Consider the following 23,931-nt stretch of genomic DNA (forward strand, 5'->3'; position numbering starts at 1 on the left):
CCACGCAGGAGTCGAAGCCCGCGGCTGACGCGGATTCCGAGAAGACCGAAGCGGCACCGGCCACAACCGATACTTCCGAGTCGGCCGCCACGGACGAGGTCGCCACTGCAACCGCCCCGGCCAGCGCTCCCGAGCGCACGCTCCGCGGCCCGACGCTCATTCCCGGTGCCTCCGTTGCCGGTGGACGGTACCGACTGCTGGCACCGCACGGCGGCGCGCGTGGACTCAAGTTCTGGCAGGCGCACGACGTCAAGCTCGATCGCGAGGTCGCGTTGACGTTCGTCGATGCCGATCAGCAGTCGACCGCCTCGACCGACGACCGCACTCAGGGGCCGCAGGCGATTCTCTCGCGCACGCTGCGTCTGGGTCGGATCAATTCGCCCGGCCTCGCCCGCGTGCTCGACGTGGTGCGTGGCAGCTCCGGCGGCATCGTCGTCGCAGAGTGGACTCCCGGTCGCTCACTGCGCGAAATGGCCGACACCGTGCCTGCACCCACCGGCGCAGCTCGTGCGATCAAGGTCCTGGCCGCAGCGGCCGAGGCAGCGCACCGCAGCGGAGGTGCCCTGTCGATCGATCACCCCGATCGAGTGCGCATCAGCTCGAGCGGCAATGCCGTCCTCGCCTTCCCGGCGACACTGGCCGACGCAGACCCCAGCTCGGACGTTCGCGGTCTCGGCGCGATGCTCTACGCCCTGATCACCGCCAAGTGGCCGCTGTCCGATACCACCGGCGGTGCCGTCGTATCCGGCGATGCAGCTCCGGCACGCAGCGTCGGTGGCATGCGCCCGGCCGACCGCGACGACAAGGGTGCCCCGCTCGAGCCGAGGCAGGTGCGTCCGGACGTTCCGTTCGAGATCTCCGCCGTCGCAGTGCGGGCATTGGAACAGAACAGCGGAATCCGCACCGCTGCCACCGTGCAGCACGTCCTCGATCAAGCAGCAGTGGTCAACGACAAGACCGATCTGATGCCGGCGCTGCGACTGGGACAGCGAGCGCCCGGTGCCAGTGGGCACTCGCTCGCCGATCCCGAGGAGATCGCCGCGGAGAAGGCCAAGTCGATGCGCACCAACATCGCCATCGCGGTACTCGGTGCCCTGACGGTGGTGGTGCTCGCGTTCGCCGGCTTCTGGCTGTTCACTTCGATTGCAGGCAACGACACCGACACTCCGCTCGACACCCAGGATTTCGGTCTCACCACTCCGGCCGAGGCACCGCCCGCAGCCGATCCCGCGGCACCCCCGGCTCCGACCGGAGGACCCGTGGCGCTGGACGACGTCAGCGTGTTCTCACCCCAGGGTTCCGCCGACAACCCGAGTACCGCCTCCAATGTGATCGACAACGACCCCAGCACAGCGTGGACGACCGACTCGTACTTCCAGCAGTTCCCGGCCCTCAAGAACGGCGTCGGGCTGCTCGTGTCCATTCCGTCCTCGACGCTGCAGAACGCGTGGATCGAATCGACGTCTCCGGGAACCGTCGTCGAGATCCGGTCGGCCCCGAACGACTCACCCAGCCTGAGCGACACCACTCTGCTCGGTGAAGCCACCCTGCAGAACGGCCGAACCGATATCGCCCTCACCGACGCGGAACCGACCGGGAACGTGCTCGTCTGGATCACCACGCTCGGTGAGCAGGGTGGCCGCATCGCCACCTCGATCTCCGGGATCGGTTTCGACTCCTAGATCGGGCATTCGGTAACCGATTCGGGCTCGTTTCGTACTTCGCGGTCTCGATGGCCTAGGCTCCCCCCAATGCGTTAACACGGGGGGAGCCGTTTTCGTATGACCGAACGTTTCGATTCGGCGCCAGGGGAGCGCACGGATGCGGAGCTTCTGGCTGCCCATGCGGCCGGGGAGCCGAACGCCTTCGCCACGCTGATCTACCGACATCACGAACATCTGTGGCTGACGGCTCGGCGCACCAGCTACACGCCCGAGGACGCCTCCGATGCTCTGCAGGAGGCCCTGCTCTCCGCCCATCGCACGGCCGGGTCGTTCCGCGCCGACGCCGCAGTCCGAAGCTGGTTGCACAAGATCGTCGTCAATGCCTGCCTCGACCGCATCCGCAGAAACAAGGCACGGCCGTCGGTTCCGTTGAGCGAGAACGAAAGTCACGAGCCGGTTTCACCGAGGGATCGGATCTCCGAGACGGAGACGAGCATTCTCGTCAGGCAGGCTCTGATGACGTTGCCACCAGATCAACGCGCAGCCGTGGTCATCGTGGACATGGAGGGTTTCTCGGTGGCCGACGCTGCCGCATTGCTCGGCGTTCCCACCGGTACCGTCAAGAGTCGATGCGCCCGCGGCCGGCTCAAGCTCTCGACGCAGCTCGCGTACCTGAAAGATGCAGGGAACCGAATCTGACCCTCTCGCGTCTATACCGTGTGAGAGAGAAAGCAGATTCGGCGAAGGGAGGCAGGAACGTGCCGTCGAGCACCGACGCTCCACAAGCCCCGTTCTCGCCGGAACTGCTCGCCGATCTGCATGCGGATGCACTTCCCGAGGACGTCAGCAGACGACTGTGGCCACTGGTTCGTCTCGACGAGGATTCGATGCGGATCCTCGCCGGTCTCGACGCCGTCTCGGCTCGACTGCACGAGGTGGGCGAGGACCCCACCGGGACGTTGCCGATTCCGCCCGACGTCGCCCAGCAGATCGATCGCACGCTCCACACGGTCGAGCAATCGGCCCCCGCGGCAGGCGTCGTCGTTCCGCTCCGTCCGCGAAGACGCCGTATCGTTCTCGGAACCGCAGCTGCCGCAGCACTTCTGGCGGCCGGCTCGGCTTCCGTCGTGGCAGTCCTGTACACCCCGAGCGAACCGGAATCGATCGCTGCCGACCCGTCCCAGCTTCCGGATACGTCTCTGGTGCTCGATTCCGCCGACCTCGATTCCGGTTTTGCGTTCAGCATCATCGGCAAGCGCGATCCCGGAGCGTTGGCCGATCCGGCCGACCTCGCTGCCTGTCTGCAGTCCAACGATGTGGATCCGGCCACCACCGTTCTCGGATCCAGCCGAGTGCGCGTCGACGGCCGAGACGGAACCCTGCTCGTCCTCGCCGGAGCACAGCCCGCACAGTTCATCGCCCTCGCTGTGGGCAACGACTGCGGCACCGCCAACCCGGACGTGCTGACGCGTCGTGATATCGGCTGACAGATCTCTCACCGGGGAACAACTCCCTCTAGGGTGGTGTTGACCAGATGTACGTCGACCGGCGTGTGCTGTGCGCACCTGGCTTTCGACGGTAAGTTCACGCCGCACAAGATCGGAAGGTCTGCATTGAGTACCCCCAAGGTTCACGATCTCATCATCGTCGGCTCGGGACCGGCCGGTTATACCGCCGGCGTCTATGCCGCACGGGCGGAACTGGAACCGATCCTGTTCGAGGGAACGCAGTTCGGCGGTGCGCTGATGACCACAACCGAGGTCGAGAATTTCCCCGGGTTCCGCGAGGGCATCATGGGCCCCGATCTGATGGAACAGATGCGCGAGCAAGCGCAGCGATTCGGTGCCGACATCCGGACCGAGGACGTCGAGGAGCTCGACCTGACGGGCCCGATCAAGACTGTCTCTGCCGGCGGCGAGACCTACCGGCTCGTGCGATCATCCTCGCCATGGGCGCAGCAGCTCGCTACCTGTCCATCCCGGGTGAGGAGAAGTTGCTCGGACGCGGCGTCAGCGCGTGTGCCACCTGTGACGGCTTCTTCTTCCGCGATCAGGACATCGCCGTCATCGGTGGTGGCGACTCGGCCATGGAGGAAGCGACGTTCCTCACTCGATTCGCCCGCAGTGTCACGATCGTGCACCGCCGCAGCGAGTTCCGTGCGTCGCGCATCATGCTCGAGCGCGCCAAGAACAACGACAAGATCCGCTTCCTCACCGATACCAAGGTGCTCGAGGTCCTCGGCGACACCAGCGTCACCGGACTATCGCTCGAGCACGCCGAAACCGGCGAGAAGACCACCCTGGACGTGACCGGAATGTTCGTCGCGATCGGCCACGATCCCCGCAACGAGCTGGTCAAGGGTCAGGTCGAGCTCGACGACGCCGGCTACGTCAAGGTCGCGTCGCCCTCTTCGGCCACCTCCGTCGAGGGCGTGTTCGCTGCCGGAGATCTCGTCGACCACGTGTACCAGCAGGCCATCACCGCTGCGGGTACGGGCTGCACCGCGTCGATCGACGCCGAGCGTTGGTTGGCCGAGCAGGGCGATATCACCACCAACACGCTCGAACACGCCGACCAACCGGTCGACGCCGTCAACGCCTGACAGGCACCGAGCCACCAACATCGAGGAGATAGAAAATGTCCGACGACAAGAGCACTGTCACCATCACCGACGCGTCGTTCGTCGACGATGTTCTGACCAGTGAGAAGCCCGTCCTGGTCGACTTCTGGGCCACCTGGTGCGGCCCGTGCAAGATGGTCGCCCCGGTTCTCGAGGAGATCGCGGCCGAGCACAAGGACAAGCTCACCATCGCCAAGCTCGACATCGACGCCAACCCGCAGGCCGCTCGCGACTTCAAGGTCATGTCGATTCCGACGATGATCCTCTTCCAGGGCGGCAAGCCGGTCAAACAAATTGTCGGCGCAAAGGGCAAGGCAGCGCTGCTCAAGGACCTCGAAGGCGTTATCTGACTCACCTGCACACAGTGTGGATTGCAGCGGAAGCCAGTCTTTCTGCGACAATCATCTGATGTGCCGATGCTTCGGCATCGGCACATCAGCCGCAAGGTGTGAGTGCCGTCGGAACGATCGAGAGGCTTTGTCGAGGATGCAGGAACTCAGTCACGGCGATTCCGGACCCGCCGTCGCCGAGGTCCGCGGCACTCTGTCGGCACTCGGCTTTCTTCATGAGGCGGTAGTTCCCCCCAGGTCCGATGGCCGACGGCCACTGGACGGCTCCCGGTTCGGTGTTCGACGGTGCCCTCGGAGGTGCCGTGCGCGCCTTTCAGCAACACCGCGGCCTGTTGGTCGACGGTGTGGTCGGCCCGGCCACGTATCGCGCGTTGAAAGAAGCCTCGTACCGCCTCGGCGCTCGAACCCTCATCTACCAGCTGTCCGCTCCGCTGTACGGCGACGACGTCGCCTCGTTGCAAACGAGACTCCAGGATCTCGGCTTCTACAGCGAACGCGTCGACGGCTTCTTCGGTCCCCGCACACACGAGGGTCTGTCCTCGTTCCAGCGCGAGATCGGACTCTCCCCGGACGGCATCTGTGGGCCGGCGACTCTGCGTTCTCTCGATCTTCTCGGAACACGCGTCACCGGTGGATCGCCGCACGCCATGAGCGAGGAAGAACTCGTTCGTAAGTCCGGACCACAGTTGACCGGCAAGCGCATCGTCATCGACCCCGATCTCGGCGGAGCAGACACCGGACGCATCGTCGACGGAGCTTTCGGCCGCGTCTCCGAATCCGAGATTCTGTGGGATCTGGCCAGTCGACTCGAGGGCCGCATGGCCGCGACCGGAATGGAGACCTTCCTTTCCCGTGCGCGCGGAACCAATCCCTCGGTCGCCGACCGCGCCGAGACCGCCAATGCCTGGGGCGCCGATCTGATGATCTCGTTGCGCTGCGCATCGAGCACCAGCCCGTGGCCAACGGCGTAGCAAGTTTCCACTTCGGTAACTCGCACGGATCCACCTCGATGATCGGTCAGGTACTGACCAGCTACGTGCAACGTGAAATCGTCGCCCGCACACCGCTTCTGGACTGCCGCAGCCATGGCCGCACGTGGGATCTGTTGCGCCTGACCAACATGCCGACCATTCAGATCGACCTCGGCTACCTCACCAACGAATCCGACGTCGAGGTGCTCAGCGACCCGCGGTTCCGCGACATCATCGCCGAAGCGATTCTGATCGCCGTCAAGCGTCTGTACCTACTCGGTCAGGACGATCAGCCGACCGGAACGTTCACCTTCGCCGAGTTGCTCGCCGAAGAACTCGCTGCCTCCGATCGTCCCTGAGCTACCGCGCACGAACGCGTCGCGGTGAGTGGTCAGCGCGCCCCGACCGTCGACTTCTGCTCGATGTCGACAACGGAGATGCTGGCCGCGATCAGCAACTGCTCGAGTGCAGATTCGACGTCCTGCTTCCACCCGTGATCGCGATCGAGCTCGAGCCGGAGTCTCGGGAATCTGTGGTGGGGAGCAATCACCTCGAACCCCACCTTCTCGAGAAAATCCGCTTCGATCATGCACGTCGACGCCGAACATGTCAGTTGGGCGGTGGCGTTGGGAACCGCCGCAGCATCGTCGGCGTTGCGCCGAATACCGAACGCCTCCAGAGCGCGAACTCCACGATTGACGAGATCGCCCACGACCGCCTGGATCAACGTGGCCGAATGCATGTCGGCGTCGTCCGGGGAGTCGATCCGGAGTTGGGTCAGTAGAACTGCATCGTGGCTGACGGGCGAAGTCGGGAACGTACCCGCGCGGGGAACTGCTCGGGGTGGGCAGTAGAGCGCGCAGCCGATCGTCCTACCGTCCACGGACAGCAACTGCCCACACGATCCCCACTCGAGCATGATCGTCGACAGCCATACTTCGTTCTCGAACTCGAGATCGACCGACGAACTCTCCGACGCGGGATCGAGTACCCAGAAGCTGCACCGCCGCGAATGCGTCGGCAAATGCTCGAACGAACCGAGCGTCACTCCGGTCACCATCGCCGACACCACTTACCTCAGCCTTCGTGCACTCGTCTTACGCGAGAATTCCCGATTCGCTCCTCGACAAGGATGTCACACGGGTCGTTCCGCAGGCTCCACTCCTGCGATCCGATAACCTGACCTGTCGAGCCGACCGAATCTTTCAAATGTGTTATATCACAATACTTTTCGAGCAAATTACGAACTTTCGAGACCGTCTTCGACCGAGCTACGTCACAGTGACGTTTCTACCGCGTATGACTGGTCCTGAAAATTCACCGCTACTTTTTCTTCTGTGCTTCCATCATCTCGACGATCCTCTGGAGGTCGTCGACCGAACCGAATTCGACCACGATCTTGCCTTTTCGCTTGCCGAGACTGACCGTCACCCGCGTATCGAACGAATCCGAGAGGCGATCGGCGACGTCCTGGAGGCCCGGCATCTGAATCGGCTTGCGCCGGGGCGCCGGTTCCGGGCTCTTTCCGTCCTCCCGATTGGCGAGGGTGACGGCCTCTTCGGTGGCGCGAACGGAGAGACCTTCGGCGACGATTCGCGCCGCCAACGACTCCTGCGCATCCGACCCAGCGTCCAACGACAGCAACGCGCGGGCATGGCCGGCCGACAGAACTCCGGCCGCCACTCGTCGCTGCACGGGAATCGGCAGCTTCAACAGACGAATCATGTTGGTGACGACCGGACGTGATCGACCGATTTTCGCGGCCAACTCCTCGTGCGTGACGTCGAATTCCTCGAGCAGTTGTTGGTACGCGGCCGCTTCTTCGAGCGGATTGAGCTGCACCCGATGGATGTTCTCGAGCAAGGCATCGCGCAACATCGCGTCGTCCGCGGTCTCCCGAACGATCGCAGGGATCGACTCGAGGCCGGCTTCCTGGCTTGCACGCCACCGACGCTCGCCCATGACGAGCTGATATTTTGCGTCACCGGCGGCAGCAGAACCCGATACGAGACGAACCACGATGGGCTGCATGAGCCCGAATTCACGAATCGAGTGAACCAGTTCGGCCAACGACTCGTCGTCGAAGACGTGTCTCGGCTGCTTCGGATTGGCTTCGATTCGATCCGGTGCGATCTCGCGATAGACGGCACCGACGGGGGAGAGGTCGTCTCCACTCAGTACCGGAGGTGTCGGAGTGGGTGCCGTTGCAGTCTCGGTGAGATCGTCTGCCGGTGCGGTTCGTTTCGGCTTGGTGGACGTGTCCGGACGGTCCTTGGCGTTGCGATCCGCGCCGATGATCACGTCTGCCGCGGCATTGCCCAGGCGTGGTCCGGCATCAGGTCCGGTGGGGATGAGTGAGGCCAGGCCGCGACCCAGACCACCCTTACGTGTCGAACTCATCTGCTCACTTCTTCCGTGCTTCGTCGATGCCGGCCGATCGGGCAGCGAGCTCTCGTCCGGCGTCCAGGTAACTCATCGCACCACGTGAACCGGGGTCGTAGTCCAGCACCGTCATGCCGTACCCGGGAGCCTCGGATACCTTCACACTGCGAGGAATGACGGCGCGCAAGACGGCGTCCCCGAAGTGCTTGCGTACCTCTTCCGCGACCTGGTCTGCCAACTTGGTTCGCCCGTCGTACATCGTCAGGATCACGGTGGAGACGTGGAGTTCAGGATTCAGATGCGACTGCACCAGCTCGATATTGCGGAGCAGCTGACCCACACCTTCGAGCGCGTAGTACTCGCACTGAATGGGGATCAGTACCTCGGTCGCAGCGACGAGCGCGTTGACCGTCAGCAGACCGAGCGATGGCGGGCAGTCGATCAGGATGAAGTCCGCATCGATGCCGGCGAGCTCCTCCACGGACAGCGCCGTCTTGAGGCGCCCTTCGCGGGCGACCATCGACACCAACTCGATCTCGGCTCCGGCGAGGTCGATGGTTGCCGGGATGCAGAACAACCTGTCGCTGTGCGGGCTCTTCTGCACGGCGTCCTTGGCGCTCACCTCGCCGATGAGGACCTCGTAGCTCGACGGCACACCCGAGTGATGCTCGACGCCCAATGCGGTGCTGGCGTTGCCCTGGGGGTCGAGATCGACCACCAGAACCGTCAGGCCTTGGAGCGCAAGAGCGGCAGCCAGGTTCACGGCGGTCGTCGTCTTCCCGACGCCACCCTTCTGATTGGCGATCGTCAGCATGCGTCGCTTCGCCGGCTTCGGCAGCGATACGGATCCGGGATGCAGAACCTGGCTGGCTCGATGTGCCGCAGCGCCGATGGGGGTGTCGTTCGGTGAGATCGCATTGGTGTACTCGAACCCGGAGTTGGCCGTCACCCCCGACTTGTCCTCCGAGTTGTTCGACGAGTTCTTCTTGGACGCTGTTTCACGTGAAACAGCGGGATCGGACCCACCCGACATATGTGCTCCTTAGTGCGGAACTGACTGTGTTCAATACGATCGATCGGATCGAGCGCGGGACGTATGAGCCCACGATCGAAATCAGTGACGACTCAGTCTCCGCGGCTCACGCACCGCTCTGACGACGATGGTGGGAGTGGGCAACAGTCCCACTCCACACTCCACTACCTCCAGCTTGCCAGCACCCATCCGAGTGAGGGAAGTCCGGTCTCGTTCGATCTCTTCTCCGGCGCTCGAACCCTTCAGAGCCAACATCCGACCGTGCTCGTGGACCAGAGGAAGCGACCACTTGGCGAGCTTCTCCAATGGCGCCACTGCCCTCGACGTGACCACGTCGGCACCGCCAGCTTCCTTCTTGACGCCGGGCTGCTCCGCGCGGCCACGCACGACCAAGATGTTCAGATCGTGTTCCTCGATGAACTCGGCGAGATAGACGGTTCTGCGCAGGAGGGGCTCGACGAGAGTCACACGCAGATCTGGTCGCGCGATTGCCAGCGGGATCCCGGGCAAGCCCGCGCCACTACCGATATCCACGACGGTCTCGCCCTCATCGATGAGCTCACCGATCGCCGCACAGTTGAGGATGTGTCGCTCCCAGAGCCGTGGAACTTCACGCGGTCCGATGAGGCCTCGCTCGACTCCCGCCGTTGCCAACGAGTCGTGATACCTCCGCGCCAACTCCAGCCGATCACCGAAGATCTGCTCTGCCACGGCCATCAACTGATTGCTATCCGAGCCTTCTTGTTCCACGTGAAACATCTTCCCGTGCCCGGGCGCGGAACGCCAAACGACATCGCTGTAACTCGACGGATCGCGACATTCACACCTCGATCAGCGACAGGGAGGGGCACCATGCGAGCGACTTTCGGACGGAGGCGTGACGATGCACGAATGGGGAGCCATTCCGAGGTTCGGCCGAATCGGTCCAAGCGGATCGAACTGCCGGTCCCGTCGGCGACTCGAGATCTCCCGACCCCACGTCATGTTTCACGTGAAACTTCTCGTCCGACGGCTCGCAGCCGTCCGGCTATCGCGCAACGACTCGATGGGTGACGCGCTACCCGACTGCCCGACAAATCGATAGGAGATGAGCAGACGTAGTCGATCGGTTTGAACCGCCCTCGTCGGCAGACGACGGAAGTCGACGGGTAGCTATCGACGCTTTCTTCACCATCACCTCGGTCCCGATCCCTCGTGGAGATTCACCCCGCCGCCGAACGCATCCATGTCTATGGCTGACTACCTCGATACGACTGGCCATCGATGACAATGTTTCACGTGAAACTCAATCACCGTCGACTCAGTCCCCAGTGTTGTCCGGGCGCGCCGTCGATCGCCAGCGGGCAGCCGATGGACACCCGAAGAAATTGCTCTCGGCCTCCATGACAGCGCCGGGCTCACGGTTGGACACACAGTCGCCTCGATGAACGGTCGGTCATGATCCACCGCGAAGACGTTCTGCACACCATCGATCTCCATCCTGAACCCGGCCGGGGGAGGGGACCGACACGAGTCCGTTCTCGATCGCATCATCATCGACTCGAGTACACGGACGCTGGATCCGAACTCGATCCGCATCTTCATCTCGTCCGGCTCGGCCCACTGGCTCGACAGCCTTACACCGTCGACCGACAAGCGATCGCCACGAGGGCAACTGTCCCGGCCGCACAACATCAGGCCGAGTGGTCTCCCTGCACAGAGACCGTCGAAATTCCGACCGGCAAGCAGAGCGATCAATTCGCTACGCAGACGTGGTTGCCTCGCCGACATGTAAACGTCTCGAGAGATTGGCGAGTGGCGTCATCCCCGCATTGGGATCGTCCCTGTGTCTCCAGTCGCCGACTATGTCTCTTCGACCGGCAGGCCCGACTCTCACAACCGTCGAGACCTATCGACGGTGACGGTGTCAGTGATCGAGCCTGGCGTCGTGGACTGCTTTGTCGTGCTGATCGCCGGATCCCAAAAAGCCGATCTGGACCGGTGTTCGAATCGGCAGTGAACGCCGGAGAAGATCCGACTCGCGTTGCCCTCTCGGTTCGACGGCACCGACTTTTCGATCGCTGCGTTCGCCGATCTTTCGCAGAATCATTTCGATTTTGTTTTCACGTGATGGGCCCAAACGATCCGCGGCCAATCAGCATCGCAATGTTTCACGTGAAACCGGTGGTATTGCGGTCCGTCTCGGAAGGCCCACCAAACCTCCCGTTCCTACACCCGCGTACCGCGCATCGCTCCGATCGAAAGTCTCCAATGGGTAGAACGAACCCCTCGTTTCACGTGAAACAAATCCGAACAACGTGTGCTCGATGTCGACGCGTCACCTCGTCTTTGCCGTCACAGTGACGAAAGCGCAGTGCATGACTGGATCTTGCGAATCCGGCGAGAAAATCGATCGAACCGGCAACATCGTCGTCTACCCGGCGTGCAAATTACATCCATGACATTCATCCGAGAGTTCCGCTACATCCGGATACAACGATGGCCCCCACCGAAGTGGGGGCCATCGACTGCGAAACTCTGTTTACGCCTTGACGACGACTACTCGCCGAGCCGGCTCGACGCCGGTGCTTTCGCTCGCGACGCCGTCGATCTTGGCGACCGCGTCGTGCACGATCTTTCGCTCGAACGGAGTCATCGGGGTCAGTTCTTCGCGCTCACCGGATTCGAGTACCCGGCGCGCTGCTTCGGCACCGAGGTTGCCGAGTTCGGTACGCCGATTCGCACGCCAGCCGGCGACGTCGAGCATCAGCTTGCTGCGCTCACCCGTCGACTGCTGAACGGCCAACCGAGTCAGCTCCTGCAGTGCGTCGAGAACTTCACCCTTGCGGCCCACGAGCTTGGCGAGATCGTCGCCGCCGTCGATGCTGACGATGGCGCGGTCACCCTCCACGTCGAGATCGATGTCCCCGTCGAAGTCCAGGACGTCGAGCAGTTGTTCGAGGTAGTCGCCCGCGATCTCGCCTTCCTCGACCAGATAATCCTCGTCGTCCTCGTCCTCATCGTCGGACACGTCGTCGGTCTTGTCCTCCACGACGCCCGAGTCCTCGGATCCCTCGACCACGGGAGTCTGGACTGCCTCCACGTCGCCTGCACTCACCTGATCGGCCTCGACCACCACGTCACTTGCTCCATCTCCGGATACCGCACCGGCTGTCTGTACTTCGTCGTTCTGAGCTTCTTCTACGTCCGCTGCCATGTTCGTCCTTCTCTCGACGTGTCGGTCAGCGCCGCTTGCGCTTGGTCGACTTGTTCCGGTTCGCCTGCGGTCTCGGCTTGGCCGGCGTCGCGGCACCGGTCGTCGGACCGGAAATGCCCTCGCCGGTTTCCGCCGTGGACGTATCGCTTGTCGGCGTCATCTTCGAGAGCTTGGGGCGTGCACCAGGCTTCGGCTTGGTGGTCGACACGGGCTTCACACCGGGCTTCGGCGCATTCTCGGAACGCTTCTCCACCGCGGCTGCGGCCTTCGCGGCTTCTTCCTTGTCGATCTTTCCGAACACGAGGTGCTGCTGGGCGTAGGTCCAGGTGTTGTTGCTGACCCAGTACAGCAGGATCGCGACGGGCAGCAGGGCACCGAACACGAGAACGCCGAGCGGGAAGACATAGAGGGCGAGCTTGTTCATGATCGCGGACTGCGGGTTCGCCGCTGCCGCTTCGCTCTGACGTGCAACCGAAGCACGCGAGTTCATGTGCGTCATGATCGCCGCGACGATCATCAACGGGACCGAGACGGCCACGATGACCCACGTCGACGGGATGGTCGCGTCGGGGCCCACTGCGAATGCGTTGAGCTGATCCTGCGGCATCGTGATCCACGCCGAGATCGGGGCACCGAACAGTCGAGCGTCCAGGAAGGACTGCACATCGGCCACGTTGAACGCGTAGTTCGACAGCTCGCGGTTCTCCTCGGGAGTCAACCCGAGCTGACCGAAGCCGGTACCGGTGCGGTTGAACGAGCGCAGCACGTGGAACAGGCCGATGAACACCGGTGCCTGGGCCAGCACCGGAAGGCAGCCCATCAGCGGATTGAAGCCGTGCTCCTTCTGGAGCTTCTGCATCTCGACGGCCATCTTCTGCTTGTCTTTGCCGTACTTCTTCTGCAGAGCCTTGATCTGCGGCTGTAGCTCCTGCATCTGCCGCGTGGTGCGGACCTGCTTGACGAAGGGCTTGTACAGAATCAGGCGGAGGGTGAAGACCAGGAAGACGACGGACAGTGCCCAGGCGAACCCATTGCTGGGATCCTGGAACACAAAGCCGAAGACCTTGTGCCACACCCAGAGAATCCAGGCAACCGGGTAGTAAATGAAGTCGAGCACGGCTCTATGTACTCCTCTGTTCTTCCACTCGCGCGAGATCGTGGTGTTCTTCGGTTTCGGTCGGTTCGGTGACGATCGCGCGCCACCTACCGGGTTCGGGTACCGGGTCCCAGCCTCCAGAGTGCCAGGGAGCACATTTGAGGAGGCGGACGACTGCCAGCAAAGAGCCCTTCGTAATCCCGTGCACCTGGAGCGCCTCGATGGCGTATTCACTGCAGGTGGGGGAGAAGCGACAGGTGGGAGGTCTTATCGGGGACACGTAGGTCCGGTACAACCCGATGATGTAGACGAGTGTTCGAGCAGGAATGGAACGAAGGTTGCCCATGAATGTCATGACGGCGGACCCTTCGGAGCTTCGAGAAGACCGAGCTTCTTCAATCCTGAACGCAGTTGAATCAATAGATCTGCCGAGGACGCCCGCGCGGCTCCGGGCAGTGCGCGGATCACCACGTCGGTGGTCTCGGGGAGCTCACCGATAACGTCGGTACAGATATGCCGAAGCCGGCGCGCAACTCGATGACGAGTTACGGCCGGCCCGACTGCCTTGCTGACGATCAATCCGAATCGTGGCCCGCGAACGGTCGATGCGATGTCCTGTTCGTCACGCACGACGACGTGAACCACAAGATCCGATCTACCCATTCGGCGTCCTCGACGCACCGCTACGGAGAAATCACGTGCTCGGTGTAGTCGATTCGGCTCAGGAAGCATCCCGAGCTCCAAGCTTCGGACGAACAGATATCAGGCTGTGAGTTCTTTACGGCCCTTGCCGCGACGTGCGGAAACGATTGCACGACCCGCACGGGTACGCATACGAAGACGGAAGCCATGAACGCGCGCGCGGCGGCGATTGTTCGGCTGGAACGTCCGCTTGCCCTTGGCCACGGTCAACACTCCTCGAGATTGAAAAGACGCCGATCTGTCGGCGACTTCTGGAAAGGTTCCTAGCGAGTCCGGATGGACTCGCTTGCCTCCCGAGCGAGAAATCCGAGTGAAGACAGACTGTAAGCAGCCAGCAAGCATCGGCCACCTCGCTATTGGGTGACTGTTCGAGAGTACTGATCGAGTCACCGCCGGTCAAACTCGCGCTCGAGCGGTCAGTGCCGTCGTTCATACACAGGCAGTGCCGGTTTCCGGCCACCGACGGTGTGATACTCGCCGAAATAGCCGCCGAACGACCGCGCGCTACGACACAAGTCCACCGATCGCACTACAGACAGTCGACATCGGTGCAGGTCAGACTGGCGTAATTGTCATAGCACGAGCCGCAACCCGTTCTGGGGTCACATCGGTGTCGTTTATCCACACCTGTGGATAATTGTGTGGAAACACAGTTCAGGTGGCATATTCGTACCTTGCGGGGTCCACCAACGGACCCTGGTCTCGGCCGCAGCGACGCACGAACGACGACGCTATCCGACGTCGTTGCCGCGCGGGTACGAAACGGCGCGCGGATTCATGCGTCGAACACCGCCCGAGACCAATGCTCGACGACGGAGGGCCCAACGTGAACGACGATCCGGATGCGCTCGCGCGCATCTGGCCCGAGGTGGTCGCGGAGCTCACATCCGACCGACACAGTGGGTCGCCGCTGACCAAAGGCCAGAAGGCCTGGCTCGCTCTGGTCAAACCGCTGACCTTGACGCAGGGGTTCGCGCTGCTCGCAGTCCCGTCGACCTTTGCGCAGGAAGCGATCGAACGAGATCTTCGCGAACCGATCCTCGGCGCCCTCGGGCGTCATCTGGGACAGGGTGTCGAGGGACTCGGAGTGCGTATCTCGGCTCCCGAAGACGAGAAAATCGACTCCGAGCGATCGACGTACCCCGATGCCGCAAGCTCTCCGACCTACCGGCGACGCATCCTGACCAGCAGAGACGACGAGCCGTCGGACTCCGAGACGGCAGACTACGAAGAGGTCGACGACGAACGCGAGGCTCTCGCCAGCGTCCAGAACTCGTGGCCGACGTATTTCACGAAGCCTCCCGATTCGACGCCGCCGTCCTCGGGTGCCAACAGCCTCAACTCGAAGTACACCTTCGACACGTTCGTCATCGGTGCCTCCAATCGGTTCGCACACGCAGCCGCGGTGGCGATCGCCGAAGCACCTGCTCGCGCGTACAACCCACTGTTCGTGTGGGGGGCGTCGGGACTGGGCAAGACTCACCTGCTGCACGCGGCCGGCCACTACGCGCAGCGACTGTTCCCGGGCATGCGCGTGAAATACGTCTCGACCGAGGAATTCACCAACGACTTCATCAACAGTCTTCGAGACGACCGCAAGGTGGCGTTCAAGCGCCGCTACCGGGAGACCGACGTGCTGCTCGTCGACGACATCCAGTTCATCGAGGGCAAGGAAGGCATCCAGGAGGAGTTCTTCCACACCTTCAACACCTTGCACAACGCGAACAAACAGATCGTCGTCTCGTCCGACCGACCACCGAAGCAGTTGGCCACGCTCGAGGAGCGGCTTCGTACCCGCTTCGAGTGGGGCCTGATCACAGATGTGCAGCCGCCCGAGCTCGAGACGCGTATCGCCATTCTGAGCAAGAAGGCTCGGATGGACCGGCTCGATGTGCCGCACGACGTGCTCGAGCTCATCGCCAGCCGAATCGAACGCAACATTCGTGAGCTCGAAGGCGCCCTCATTCGAGTGACGGCCTTCGCATCGCTCAACGGACAAGCACTCGACCTCACTCTGGCCGAGGTTGTTCTGCGCGATCTGATCCCCGATTCGTCGAGTCTGGAGATCAATGCGGCCACGATCATGGCCGTGACAGCGGAGTACTTCAACACCTCCATCGAGGACCTGTGCGGGCCGGGCAAGGCCAGAGCACTGGCCATGGCCAGGCAGATCGCCATGTATCTCTGCCGCGAGCTCACCGATCTGTCGTTGCCCAAGATCGGCCAGACGTTCGGTCGCGACCACACGACGGTGATGTACGCGGACAAGAAGATTCGCAAGGAGATGACCGAGCGTCGCAAGGTGTACGACCAGGTTCAGGAGCTGACCGCGCGGATCAAGCAGCGCTCGAAGCGGTAGCCGACCGGGCACGAACGAACGCAGAAGACGGCACCGAATCCCATCGCGGGTTCGGTGCCGTCGCTGTATCTCGTCATTCGCCGGACCGATTTTCGACGCGAATCCGATGAATTTTCGAGGCGTCGACCATTGATTCACACCTGTGGATAACCATGTGGACAACATCGAAGTTCTGGGGATGGAGTGTGGGCGCCTGTGCACCGATGTGATTCGTCCACAGGCAGCGGTTCGTCAACCACGAATTGGTCCCGAGTTCATCCCCACGACACCACGCTCGGCCACCAGCGGATCGAATGGTCCGTGCACAGATTCCACAGGACCTATTAATACTTCTGTTTTCTCCTTGAAAGAACTTCTTTGAAAACAGGTGTTGGGGAACGATCCGTTCACAGGCCCTCCGAGATCACCCGAATCCCATGTTCGGCGAGACCCTCGCGCTTCCGTCTTCGGTTCGGAGGGCATACGGTGTGCTTGCGCTGGATGTGCCACACTCGTCGTTGCATCGGTTCGAGCCGCAACCATCGTGGTTGCATCGCTCCGGCCGTGACACCGAACGCCACCGAACGAGAGGAAATGCCGAGCGATGGAGCTTGGAAGTTTGAAGTTTCGCGTTGCTCGTGAAGATTTTTCCGATTCCGTCGCGTGGGTGGCCCGTAGCCTGCCGTCCCGGCCGCCCGTTCCCGTCCTCGGTGGAGTTCTTCTTGCCGCCGACGAGCAGGGTCTGACGGTCTCCGGGTTCGACTACGAGGTCTCCGCTCAGGTCAAGGTGTCGGCCGAAGTTGCCACTGCCGGCCGAGTTCTGGTGTCGGGCAAGCTACTTGCCGACATCACGAAGTCGTTGCCGAACAAGCCGGTCGACGTCACGGTCGACGGAACCCGCGTTCTGGTCAACTGCGGCAGCGCCAAGTTCTCGCTGCCCACGATGCCGGTGGAGGACTACCCGCAGCTCCCCGAGCTGCCCACCAACACCGGTTCGCTGGCCGGTGACGTCTTCTCCGAGGCCATCGCCCAGGTCGCCATTGCGGCGGGCAAGGACGACACGCTTCCGATGCTCACCGGTATTCGCGTGGAGATCGACGGCACCAACGTCGTTCTCGCTGCCACCGACCGTTTCCGGTTGGCGGTTCGAGAGGTGGAGTGGACTCCCGCCGGCGCCGACACCACCACTGAGGTGCTGATCCCGGCCAAGACCCTCTCCGAATCTGCGAAGACGCTCGGCGGCAACGCCGGCTCACCCGTCGAACTCGCTCTGGGTTCCGGATCGTCCATCGGTAGCGACGGCCTGCTCGGCATCGTCAGCGACGGGCGCCGCACCACCACTCGTCTGCTCGACGCCGAATTCCCGAAGTTCCGTCAGTTGCTGCCGGCCGAACACACCGCGGTGGCGACCCTCGAGATCGCGTCGCTGATCGAGGCCATCAAGCGTGTGGCTCTCGTTGCCGAGCGTGGAGCCCAGGTTCGCCTGGAATTCAACGCGGAGGGCGTGTTGCTGTCCGCGGGCGGCGACGATGCAGGCCGCGCCGAGGAGGCACTGCCTGCCGATTTCCAGGGTGAGGCCCTGACCATCGCCTTCAACCCCGGCTACCTCATCGACGGACTGTCGTCACTGCACAGCGAGAAGGTCACGTTCGGATTCACGACGCCGAGCCGGCCCGCAGTGCTGCGGCCGACCTCGGACGAGGAACTCGTTCCCGACGACGCAGGCAAGTTCGCGGCGCCGCAGTCCGAGTACACGTACTTGCTGATGCCGGTCAGGCTGCCGGGCTGATCCGGTCTGGTTACTGTTGAACCCGCGGGAACTTTCGCACCTGACACAGACAAGGACGCCTCATCATGCAGCTGGGCTTGGTCGGTCTCGGAAAAATGGGCTTCAACATGCGCGAGAGACTGCGCGAGCACGGTCACGAGGTCATCGGCTACGACCCCCGACCCGAGGTGACCGATACTCCGTCACTGGCCGGTCTTGCGCAGTCGTTGACGGCGCCTCGGGTGGTGTGGGTGATGGTTCCGTCGGGCAAGATCACTCGCGATACCGTCACCGGTCTGGCGGATGTGCTCGAGCCGGGCGATCTGGTGATCGACGGCGGCAACTCTCGCTTCACCGATGACAAGCCCAATGCAGAACTGTTGGATGCCAAGGGAATCGGTTACATCGATGCCGGAGTATCCGGTGGCGTCTGGGGCCTGAAGAACGGTTACGGCCTGATGGTCGGTGGTCAGGACGAGCACGTCGCCCGTGCGATGCCGATCTTCGATGCGTTGCGTCCCGAGGGCGAGCGCGCGGACGGCTTCGTGCATGCCGGTCCGGTCGGTGCCGGTCACTACTCGAAGATGGTGCACAACGGCATCGAGTACGGGTTGATGCAGGCCTACGCCGAGGGTTACGAGATCCTCGAAGCCGAAGAACTCGTGCAGGACGTGCAAGGCGTGCTGCGGGCCTGGAGCAAGGGCACGGTCGTGCGGTCGTGGCTGCTCGATCTGTTGGTCGAAGCTCTCGGTCAGGATCCGGAGTTCAGCGAGATCTCCGGGTACACCGAGGATTCCGGTGAAGGACGCTGGACCGTCGAGGAAGCCATCCGTCACGCTGTCCCGGCGCCGGTGATCTCCGCGGCGCTGTTCGCGAGATTTGCGTCGCGGCAAGAGGATTCGCCTGCAATGAAGGCTGTCTCTGCACTGCGGAACCAGTTCGGCGGGCATGCGGTCAAGAAGGCCGATGCCGACGAGACGCTGCGCGCCCCGGCGCCGAAGAACACCGAGTAAGTGTTCGTCCGGTCTCTGCAGCTACACGATTTCCGATCCTGGGACGACCTCACCGTCGACCTCGGACCGGGCTCGACCGTGTTCGTAGGGCCCAACGGACACGGCAAGACCAATCTGCTCGAGTCGCTCAATTACCTGTCGACGTTGTCCTCCCATCGTGTGTCCTCGGACGCTCCTATGATTCGGGCAGGCGCCGCCAAGGCGTTCGTGGGCAGCGCCGTGGTCAATCACGGTCGGGAACTGATCATCGATGTGGAGCTTCTCGAAGGCAGGGCCAACAAGGCTCGGATGAACAGATCACCGCTGCGGCGCCCCCGCGAGATCCTGGGCGTGTTGCAGAGTGTGCTGTTCGCTCCCGAGGATCTCTCGCTCGTCCGCGGCGATCCCGGCGAGCGACGACGCTATCTCGACGAGCTGCTCACCACTCGTATTCCTCGAATGGCCACTGTCCGTGCCGATTACGACAAGGTTCTGCGGCAACGTTCGGCTCTGCTCAAGACGGCGAGTGGGTCGTTGCGCCGCGGATCGTCGTCGGGCGACGGCGCGAGTGCCCTTGCCACGTTGGACGTCTGGGACGGTCATCTCGCGGCGCACGGAGCTCGATTGCTCGCTGCCAGAATAGCTTTGGTGCACGAGCTGATGCCTTTCGTGCAACAGGCCTACAGTTCGATCGCGCCGGAATCGCGGTTGGCTGCGGTCGCCTATCGCTGCAGTCTGGCCGATGCGCTCCCGCCGGAGTTCTCCGATGCCGATCGTGCCCCCGAAACCGATGACATCGAGGTGTTGGAAGCTGCTTTCCTGCATCAACTTTCGGTGATGAGACAGCGTGAGATCGAACGCGGGGTGTGCCTGGTGGGACCGCACCGCGACGACCTGGAGTTGATGCTCGGTGATCAACCGACCAAAGGCTTTGCCAGCCATGGTGAATCGTGGTCGTATGCACTGTCGTTGCGGCTCGGCTCCTTTGCGTTGTTGCGGGAGGACGGTACGGACCCGGTCCTGATGCTCGACGACGTGTTCGCCGAGCTCGACCGAAAGAGGCGCGCGGCGCTGGCGACGGTGGCCGCCGGCGCAGAGCAGGTCCTCATCACGGCGGCGGTACCGGAGGACGTACCTCCCGAACTCGATGCAAGGCGCTACGGGGTCGAGGCAACGCAGAACTCGGATTCCGGTGCAGCAGGCCGTATCTCGCGCATCTCCGAGTTGTCGGACGATACCGGAATCGCACGTTCGGAAGGTGAGGATCGATGACCGACGACGACGCGACGTCCCCGGGCAACGGTGAGGTACCGGAATTGAAAGGCGTCGATCTGGCGCGTCGAGCACTCGAGGACGCCCGGGCCGCAGCCAAGGCCAGTGGCAAATCGGTGGGGCAGGGACGGTCGTCGCCCACCGGCGGAGTTCGAGCACTGCGGGGCCGTCGTAGACGCGGTTGGTCGGGAGCCGGGCCCGACGACCGTGATCCGCAGGCCTTCGGGGCATTGGCGAACTCGATCGCGTCCAAGCGTGGGTGGTCGGCCAAGGTGTCCGAGGGTGCGGTGCTGGGCCGGTGGCCCAGCGTGGTGGGTGAGGACATCTCGGCTCACGCGGATCCCACCGGTCTCAAGGACGGAGTGTTGAGCATTTCGGCGGAGTCCACGGCGTGGGCGACACAGTTGAGGCTGATGCAATCGCAGATTCTGGCCAAGATCGCAGCGGCCGTCGGTCACGGCGTGGTGACCTCTCTGCGCATCACCGGTCCGACGACGCAGAGCTGGAGAAAGGGCGAGCGTCACGTGCGTGGACGGGGCCCACGTGACACGTACGGATAGTGAGACGTCCCAACGATGGCTTCTCGAACCGGCTGGTCCAGGTGATCCTCAACAGATGTTGGGGCCAGTGTTGCTGTGACATGGTCGATGTGCGTAGCGTGATTCGCGACACTCAGCGGTCGGGGGATCGATGAAGATGTTCTACGCGGCCATCGGACGAGGAGAAGTTGTGTCTGCACCAACGAAGAAGGCATCGACAGCGGCCGTCGATGTGGACGGAACCCCGAAGACCGTGTCATTCTGCATGCTCGAAATGTCGAGTTCGACTGGGAATCTCTGCCGCTGCACTACATGGACGGCAACCCACTCGCGACTCACCTGATCAACGTGATGCACCTGCTCCTGCCCGAGGGTGAGGAATGGTTCGTGCGCACGTTCAAGGAAGCGCTGCCGCTCATCCACGACGATCAGCTGCGCGACGACGTGATCGGATTCATCGGCCAGGAAGCCATGCATGCGCAGGCGCACACCGATGTCCACGATCAGCTGCGGGCGCACGGCATCGATGTCGATCCGTACGTCGATCAGATGAAGTTCCTGTTCGGCCGCGCCCTCGGCAACAGGTCCGGGCACGGCCAGAACAGTCTGGTCGAGCGTCTCGCCCTCATTGCCGCCGCCGAGCACTTGACCGCCTTCCTCGGCGATTGGGTTCTCAATGCCACGGAGTTGGACGAGGCCGACGTCGATCCGATCATGCTGGATCTGCTGCGCTGGCACGGAGCCGAGGAAGTAGAGCATCGATCGGTGGCCTACGAGGTGATGCGATACTTCGACGTCCGTCCGGCCCGCCGGATTCGTACGTATGTCGTCATCGCGCCCACCCTTGTGTGGTTCTGGACCCGCGGTGTTCGTTATCTGATGAGCCAGGATCCGACGCTGGCGCACCTCCCACCCAAGCAGCGCACACCCTCGTTCCGAGAATTTCGCCGAGTGGCCAAGGCCGGTCTGTTCCCGACCCCGATGTCGATGGTGAAGGCGTCGCTTCGCTACTTCAAGCGCACGTACCACCCCTCCCAGGAAGGGTCGACGGCGCAGGCAGTGCAGTATCTGGCCACCTCACCGGCAGCTCGGTCCGCCGATCGATGACCAAACGCACGTTGCGGAGCAAGCTCGGCGCAATGGCACAGATGGTGGACTCGTTCCGAATGGGACGCACGATTCCGAAGAATCTGTACGGCCGTGACGAGCCCGATCAGACCGTGTCGCTGGTAACCGATGCGCTCGACAAATGGTTCGCTCTGCTCGACGGTGACGACTACGACGCGTCGTTCGCGGCGCCGCCCGTCGCCCGCACCCGATTGCTGACCGTGGTCTCACGCGAGGTGCTGTGCGTCGACGAGCAGGTGGTCCAACTGACGTTCTCGGCCGCCGACGGCGCGGTGCTGCCTGCGTGGGCACCGGGAATGCATCTGGACTTCTATCTCCCGTCCGGACGCCGTCGGCAGTACTCGTTGTGTGGACGACCGGATGCCGACTCGTACTCCATCGCGGTGCGCCTGGTGCCCGACGGCGGCGGCGGGTCGCGCGAGATGCACGATCTTCCGGTCGGCACCGAGGTCGCAATTCGGGGTCCGCGCAACGGTTTTCCGTTCGTCCGGTCCGAGCATGCAGTGTTCGTCGCCGGAGGAATCGGGATCACCGCCATCATCTCGATGGTGCGCCGGGCTCGGGAGACGGGGATGGACTGGCACCTGGTCTACTGCGGACGTTCGCGTGAATCGATGCCGTTCCTCGACGAGATCGCCGACTGGGAGGCCGATCGCGTGACGGTGCGCACCGACGATGTGGACGGCATGCCGTCGAGCATGGATCTGCTCGGTGCCGCGGCACCCGGCGGTTCGGTCTACGTCTGCGGACCGCCGCCGATGATCGATCTGGTTCGCGCCTCGTTCGACTCGTTGCCCGCGACACATCTGCACTTCGAGCGGTTCTCGCCTCCGCCGGTGAAGAACGGCGCCGAGTTCGAGGTGCAGCTCGTCGATTCCGGTCAGGTCATCGCAGTGGGTTCGGACGAGACTGCGCTGCATGCCATTCGGCGTCTGCGCCCGGATGTGGCGTACTCCTGCCAGCAGGGGTTCTGCGGGACGTGCCGGGTTCGAGTGCTGAGCGGAACACCGCAGCATCGAGAGAATCGGCTCACGGCCGAGGAGCAGCAACACGAGATGTTGATCTGCGTCTCGCGGTCCGAGGGCGAACGGATTGTGCTCGATCTCTAGCGGAGCCGCTCGTTTCACCCTTCATCTTTGTCGTCCGACATCGAAAAAATGCGCCTGTGAAGCAATCAGGGGCCTTTTAGGGGTGTCATCGTCCCCATGCTGTCGCAGCCACCCAGTACTATGGACCGGTACGACATCAAGCCCGGAACAAACGCATGGAATCGAGCACGGCGGAAACGACCGTGCCGGCCCTGCGGTAGCACCTGCGACAGGTGTGAGCGGGGTAGTGGACGCGTAGAAGGAGAACCAGCTAACCGTGGCTGCCCAGAAGTCAGGTAACAACGAGAACAGCAAGGATTACGGCGCTTCCTCCATCACGGTCCTCGAGGGCCTGGAAGCGGTCCGTAAGAGGCCCGGTATGTACATCGGTTCCACCGGTGAACGAGGCCTGCACCACCTGATCTGGGAGGTTGTCGACAACTCCGTCGACGAGGCCATGGCCGGCTATGCCTCCACCGTCGACGTCACCATCCACGAGGACGGCAGCGTCGAGGTCAAGGACGACGGTCGAGGAATTCCCGTCGCCATGCACTCCTCCGGTGTTCCCACCGTCGAGGTCGTCATGACGCAGTTGCACGCAGGCGGCAAGTTCGACTCCGACTCCTATGCGGTGTCCGGTGGCCTGCACGGCGTCGGCATCTCGGTGGTGAACGCGCTCTCGACCAAGGTCGAACTGCAGATCGCGCGCGACGGTCATCGCTACAAGCAGACCTACGACTACGCCAAGCCCAGCCCCCTCGAGACCGTCGGGGATACCGGTGAGACCGGTAC

21 protein-coding genes and 2 pseudogenes are annotated in these 23,931 nt (G+C 63.1%); 14 read left to right on the top strand and 9 right to left on the bottom strand.

The features are described 5' to 3' along the window. The 6 genes and pseudogenes from RHBS_RS08460 to RHBS_RS08485 all read left to right on the top strand — a co-directional run. On the top strand, positions 1-1,682 hold a 1,682-nt coding region (locus tag RHBS_RS08460), incomplete at its 5' end, for a protein kinase family protein (protein WP_187298422.1). A gap of 99 nt (positions 1,683-1,781) precedes the next feature. Next, positions 1,782-2,363 carry an RNA polymerase sigma factor SigM gene (sigM, locus tag RHBS_RS08465; RefSeq protein ID WP_121871622.1) on the top strand — a complete coding sequence of 194 codons (582 nt, stop codon included), beginning with the start codon at positions 1,782-1,784 and terminating at the stop codon, positions 2,361-2,363. Between the two features lie 59 nt (positions 2,364-2,422). Then, entirely contained in the window at positions 2,423-3,151 is a 729-nt protein-coding gene (locus RHBS_RS08470) for a hypothetical protein (RefSeq protein WP_128645345.1), read from the top strand. A gap of 126 nt (positions 3,152-3,277) precedes the next feature. After that, a pseudogene (gene trxB, locus RHBS_RS08475) lies at positions 3,278-4,266 on the top strand (thioredoxin-disulfide reductase). 35 nt (positions 4,267-4,301) lie between these two features. After that, a complete protein-coding gene (gene trxA / locus RHBS_RS08480) occupies positions 4,302-4,634 on the top strand; it encodes a thioredoxin (RefSeq protein ID WP_121871624.1) in 333 nt (110 codons plus the stop codon). 136 nt (positions 4,635-4,770) lie between these two features. Beyond that, positions 4,771-5,964 (top strand): annotated as a pseudogene (locus RHBS_RS08485) (N-acetylmuramoyl-L-alanine amidase). A 32-nt stretch (positions 5,965-5,996) separates the two neighbouring features. On the opposite strand, the gene RHBS_RS08490 reads toward RHBS_RS08485, so the two are convergent. The 9 genes from RHBS_RS08490 to rpmH form a co-directional block, all read right to left on the bottom strand. Continuing rightward, positions 5,997-6,674 (bottom strand): GNAT family N-acetyltransferase, encoded by a 678-nt coding sequence (locus RHBS_RS08490; RefSeq protein ID WP_121872822.1) that lies wholly within the window; start codon positions 6,672-6,674, stop codon positions 5,997-5,999. 254 nt (positions 6,675-6,928) lie between these two features. Continuing rightward, on the bottom strand, positions 6,929-8,005 hold the full coding sequence (locus RHBS_RS08495; RefSeq protein WP_094611397.1) for a ParB/RepB/Spo0J family partition protein: 1,077 nt from the start codon (positions 8,003-8,005) through the stop codon (positions 6,929-6,931). Between the two features lie 4 nt (positions 8,006-8,009). Continuing rightward, the gene (locus RHBS_RS08500) at positions 8,010-9,020 is read right to left on the bottom strand and encodes a ParA family protein (protein ID WP_121871626.1); all 1,011 of its coding nucleotides are present in this window, start codon (positions 9,018-9,020) and stop codon (positions 8,010-8,012) included. 81 nt (positions 9,021-9,101) lie between these two features. Then, complete coding sequence (rsmG, locus tag RHBS_RS08505; RefSeq protein ID WP_121871627.1) at positions 9,102-9,779, bottom strand: 16S rRNA (guanine(527)-N(7))-methyltransferase RsmG; 678 nt, start codon at positions 9,777-9,779, stop codon at positions 9,102-9,104. A gap of 1,762 nt (positions 9,780-11,541) precedes the next feature. After that, positions 11,542-12,051 (bottom strand): R3H domain-containing nucleic acid-binding protein, encoded by a 510-nt coding sequence (locus RHBS_RS08510; protein WP_187298423.1) that lies wholly within the window; start codon positions 12,049-12,051, stop codon positions 11,542-11,544. Between the two features lie 190 nt (positions 12,052-12,241). Further along, complete coding sequence (gene yidC, locus RHBS_RS08515; RefSeq protein WP_128645347.1) at positions 12,242-13,333, bottom strand: membrane protein insertase YidC; 1,092 nt, start codon at positions 13,331-13,333, stop codon at positions 12,242-12,244. A gap of 4 nt (positions 13,334-13,337) precedes the next feature. Then, positions 13,338-13,667, bottom strand: coding sequence for a membrane protein insertion efficiency factor YidD (yidD, locus tag RHBS_RS08520; RefSeq protein WP_128645348.1), 330 nt, complete (start codon positions 13,665-13,667; stop codon positions 13,338-13,340). After that, a complete protein-coding gene (gene rnpA / locus RHBS_RS08525; protein ID WP_128645349.1) occupies positions 13,664-14,044 on the bottom strand; it encodes a ribonuclease P protein component in 381 nt (126 codons plus the stop codon). The genes yidD and rnpA overlap by 4 nt, the downstream gene beginning before the upstream one ends. A gap of 30 nt (positions 14,045-14,074) precedes the next feature. Continuing rightward, positions 14,075-14,218 (bottom strand): 50S ribosomal protein L34, encoded by a 144-nt coding sequence (gene rpmH / locus RHBS_RS08530; RefSeq protein ID WP_026347786.1) that lies wholly within the window; start codon positions 14,216-14,218, stop codon positions 14,075-14,077. Between the two features lie 622 nt (positions 14,219-14,840). Between rpmH and dnaA the strand changes: the two genes are divergently transcribed. The 8 genes from dnaA to RHBS_RS08570 all read left to right on the top strand — a co-directional run. Then, positions 14,841-16,373 (top strand): chromosomal replication initiator protein DnaA, encoded by a 1,533-nt coding sequence (gene dnaA, locus RHBS_RS08535; protein WP_121872823.1) that lies wholly within the window; start codon positions 14,841-14,843, stop codon positions 16,371-16,373. A gap of 583 nt (positions 16,374-16,956) precedes the next feature. Continuing rightward, positions 16,957-18,141 (top strand): DNA polymerase III subunit beta, encoded by a 1,185-nt coding sequence (gene dnaN, locus RHBS_RS08540; RefSeq protein WP_128645350.1) that lies wholly within the window; start codon positions 16,957-16,959, stop codon positions 18,139-18,141. 65 nt (positions 18,142-18,206) lie between these two features. Then, positions 18,207-19,133, top strand: a complete 927-nt coding sequence (gene gnd, locus RHBS_RS08545; protein ID WP_121871635.1) for a phosphogluconate dehydrogenase (NAD(+)-dependent, decarboxylating) — start codon at positions 18,207-18,209, stop codon at positions 19,131-19,133. Beyond that, positions 19,134-20,384: a DNA replication/repair protein RecF gene (recF, locus tag RHBS_RS08550; RefSeq protein WP_128645351.1), complete on the top strand. Its 1,251-nt coding sequence runs from the start codon at positions 19,134-19,136 to the stop codon at positions 20,382-20,384. Further along, positions 20,381-20,944: a DUF721 family protein gene (locus tag RHBS_RS08555; RefSeq protein WP_128645352.1), complete on the top strand. Its 564-nt coding sequence runs from the start codon at positions 20,381-20,383 to the stop codon at positions 20,942-20,944. The genes recF and RHBS_RS08555 overlap by 4 nt, the downstream gene beginning before the upstream one ends. A gap of 291 nt (positions 20,945-21,235) precedes the next feature. Continuing rightward, a complete protein-coding gene (locus tag RHBS_RS08560; RefSeq protein ID WP_237669102.1) occupies positions 21,236-22,030 on the top strand; it encodes a metal-dependent hydrolase in 795 nt (264 codons plus the stop codon). Further along, entirely contained in the window at positions 22,027-23,160 is a 1,134-nt protein-coding gene (locus tag RHBS_RS08565; protein WP_374700557.1) for a 2Fe-2S iron-sulfur cluster-binding protein, read from the top strand. Before RHBS_RS08560 ends, RHBS_RS08565 begins: the two co-directional genes overlap by 4 nt. Before the next feature lie 256 nt (positions 23,161-23,416). Next, a partial coding sequence (locus RHBS_RS08570; protein WP_237669103.1) for an ATP-binding protein occupies positions 23,417-23,931 on the top strand: 515 nt, incomplete at its 3' end.

Source organism: Rhodococcus sp. BS-15 (genome assembly GCF_000813105.1).
Taxonomy (GTDB): domain Bacteria; phylum Actinomycetota; class Actinomycetes; order Mycobacteriales; family Mycobacteriaceae; genus Rhodococcoides.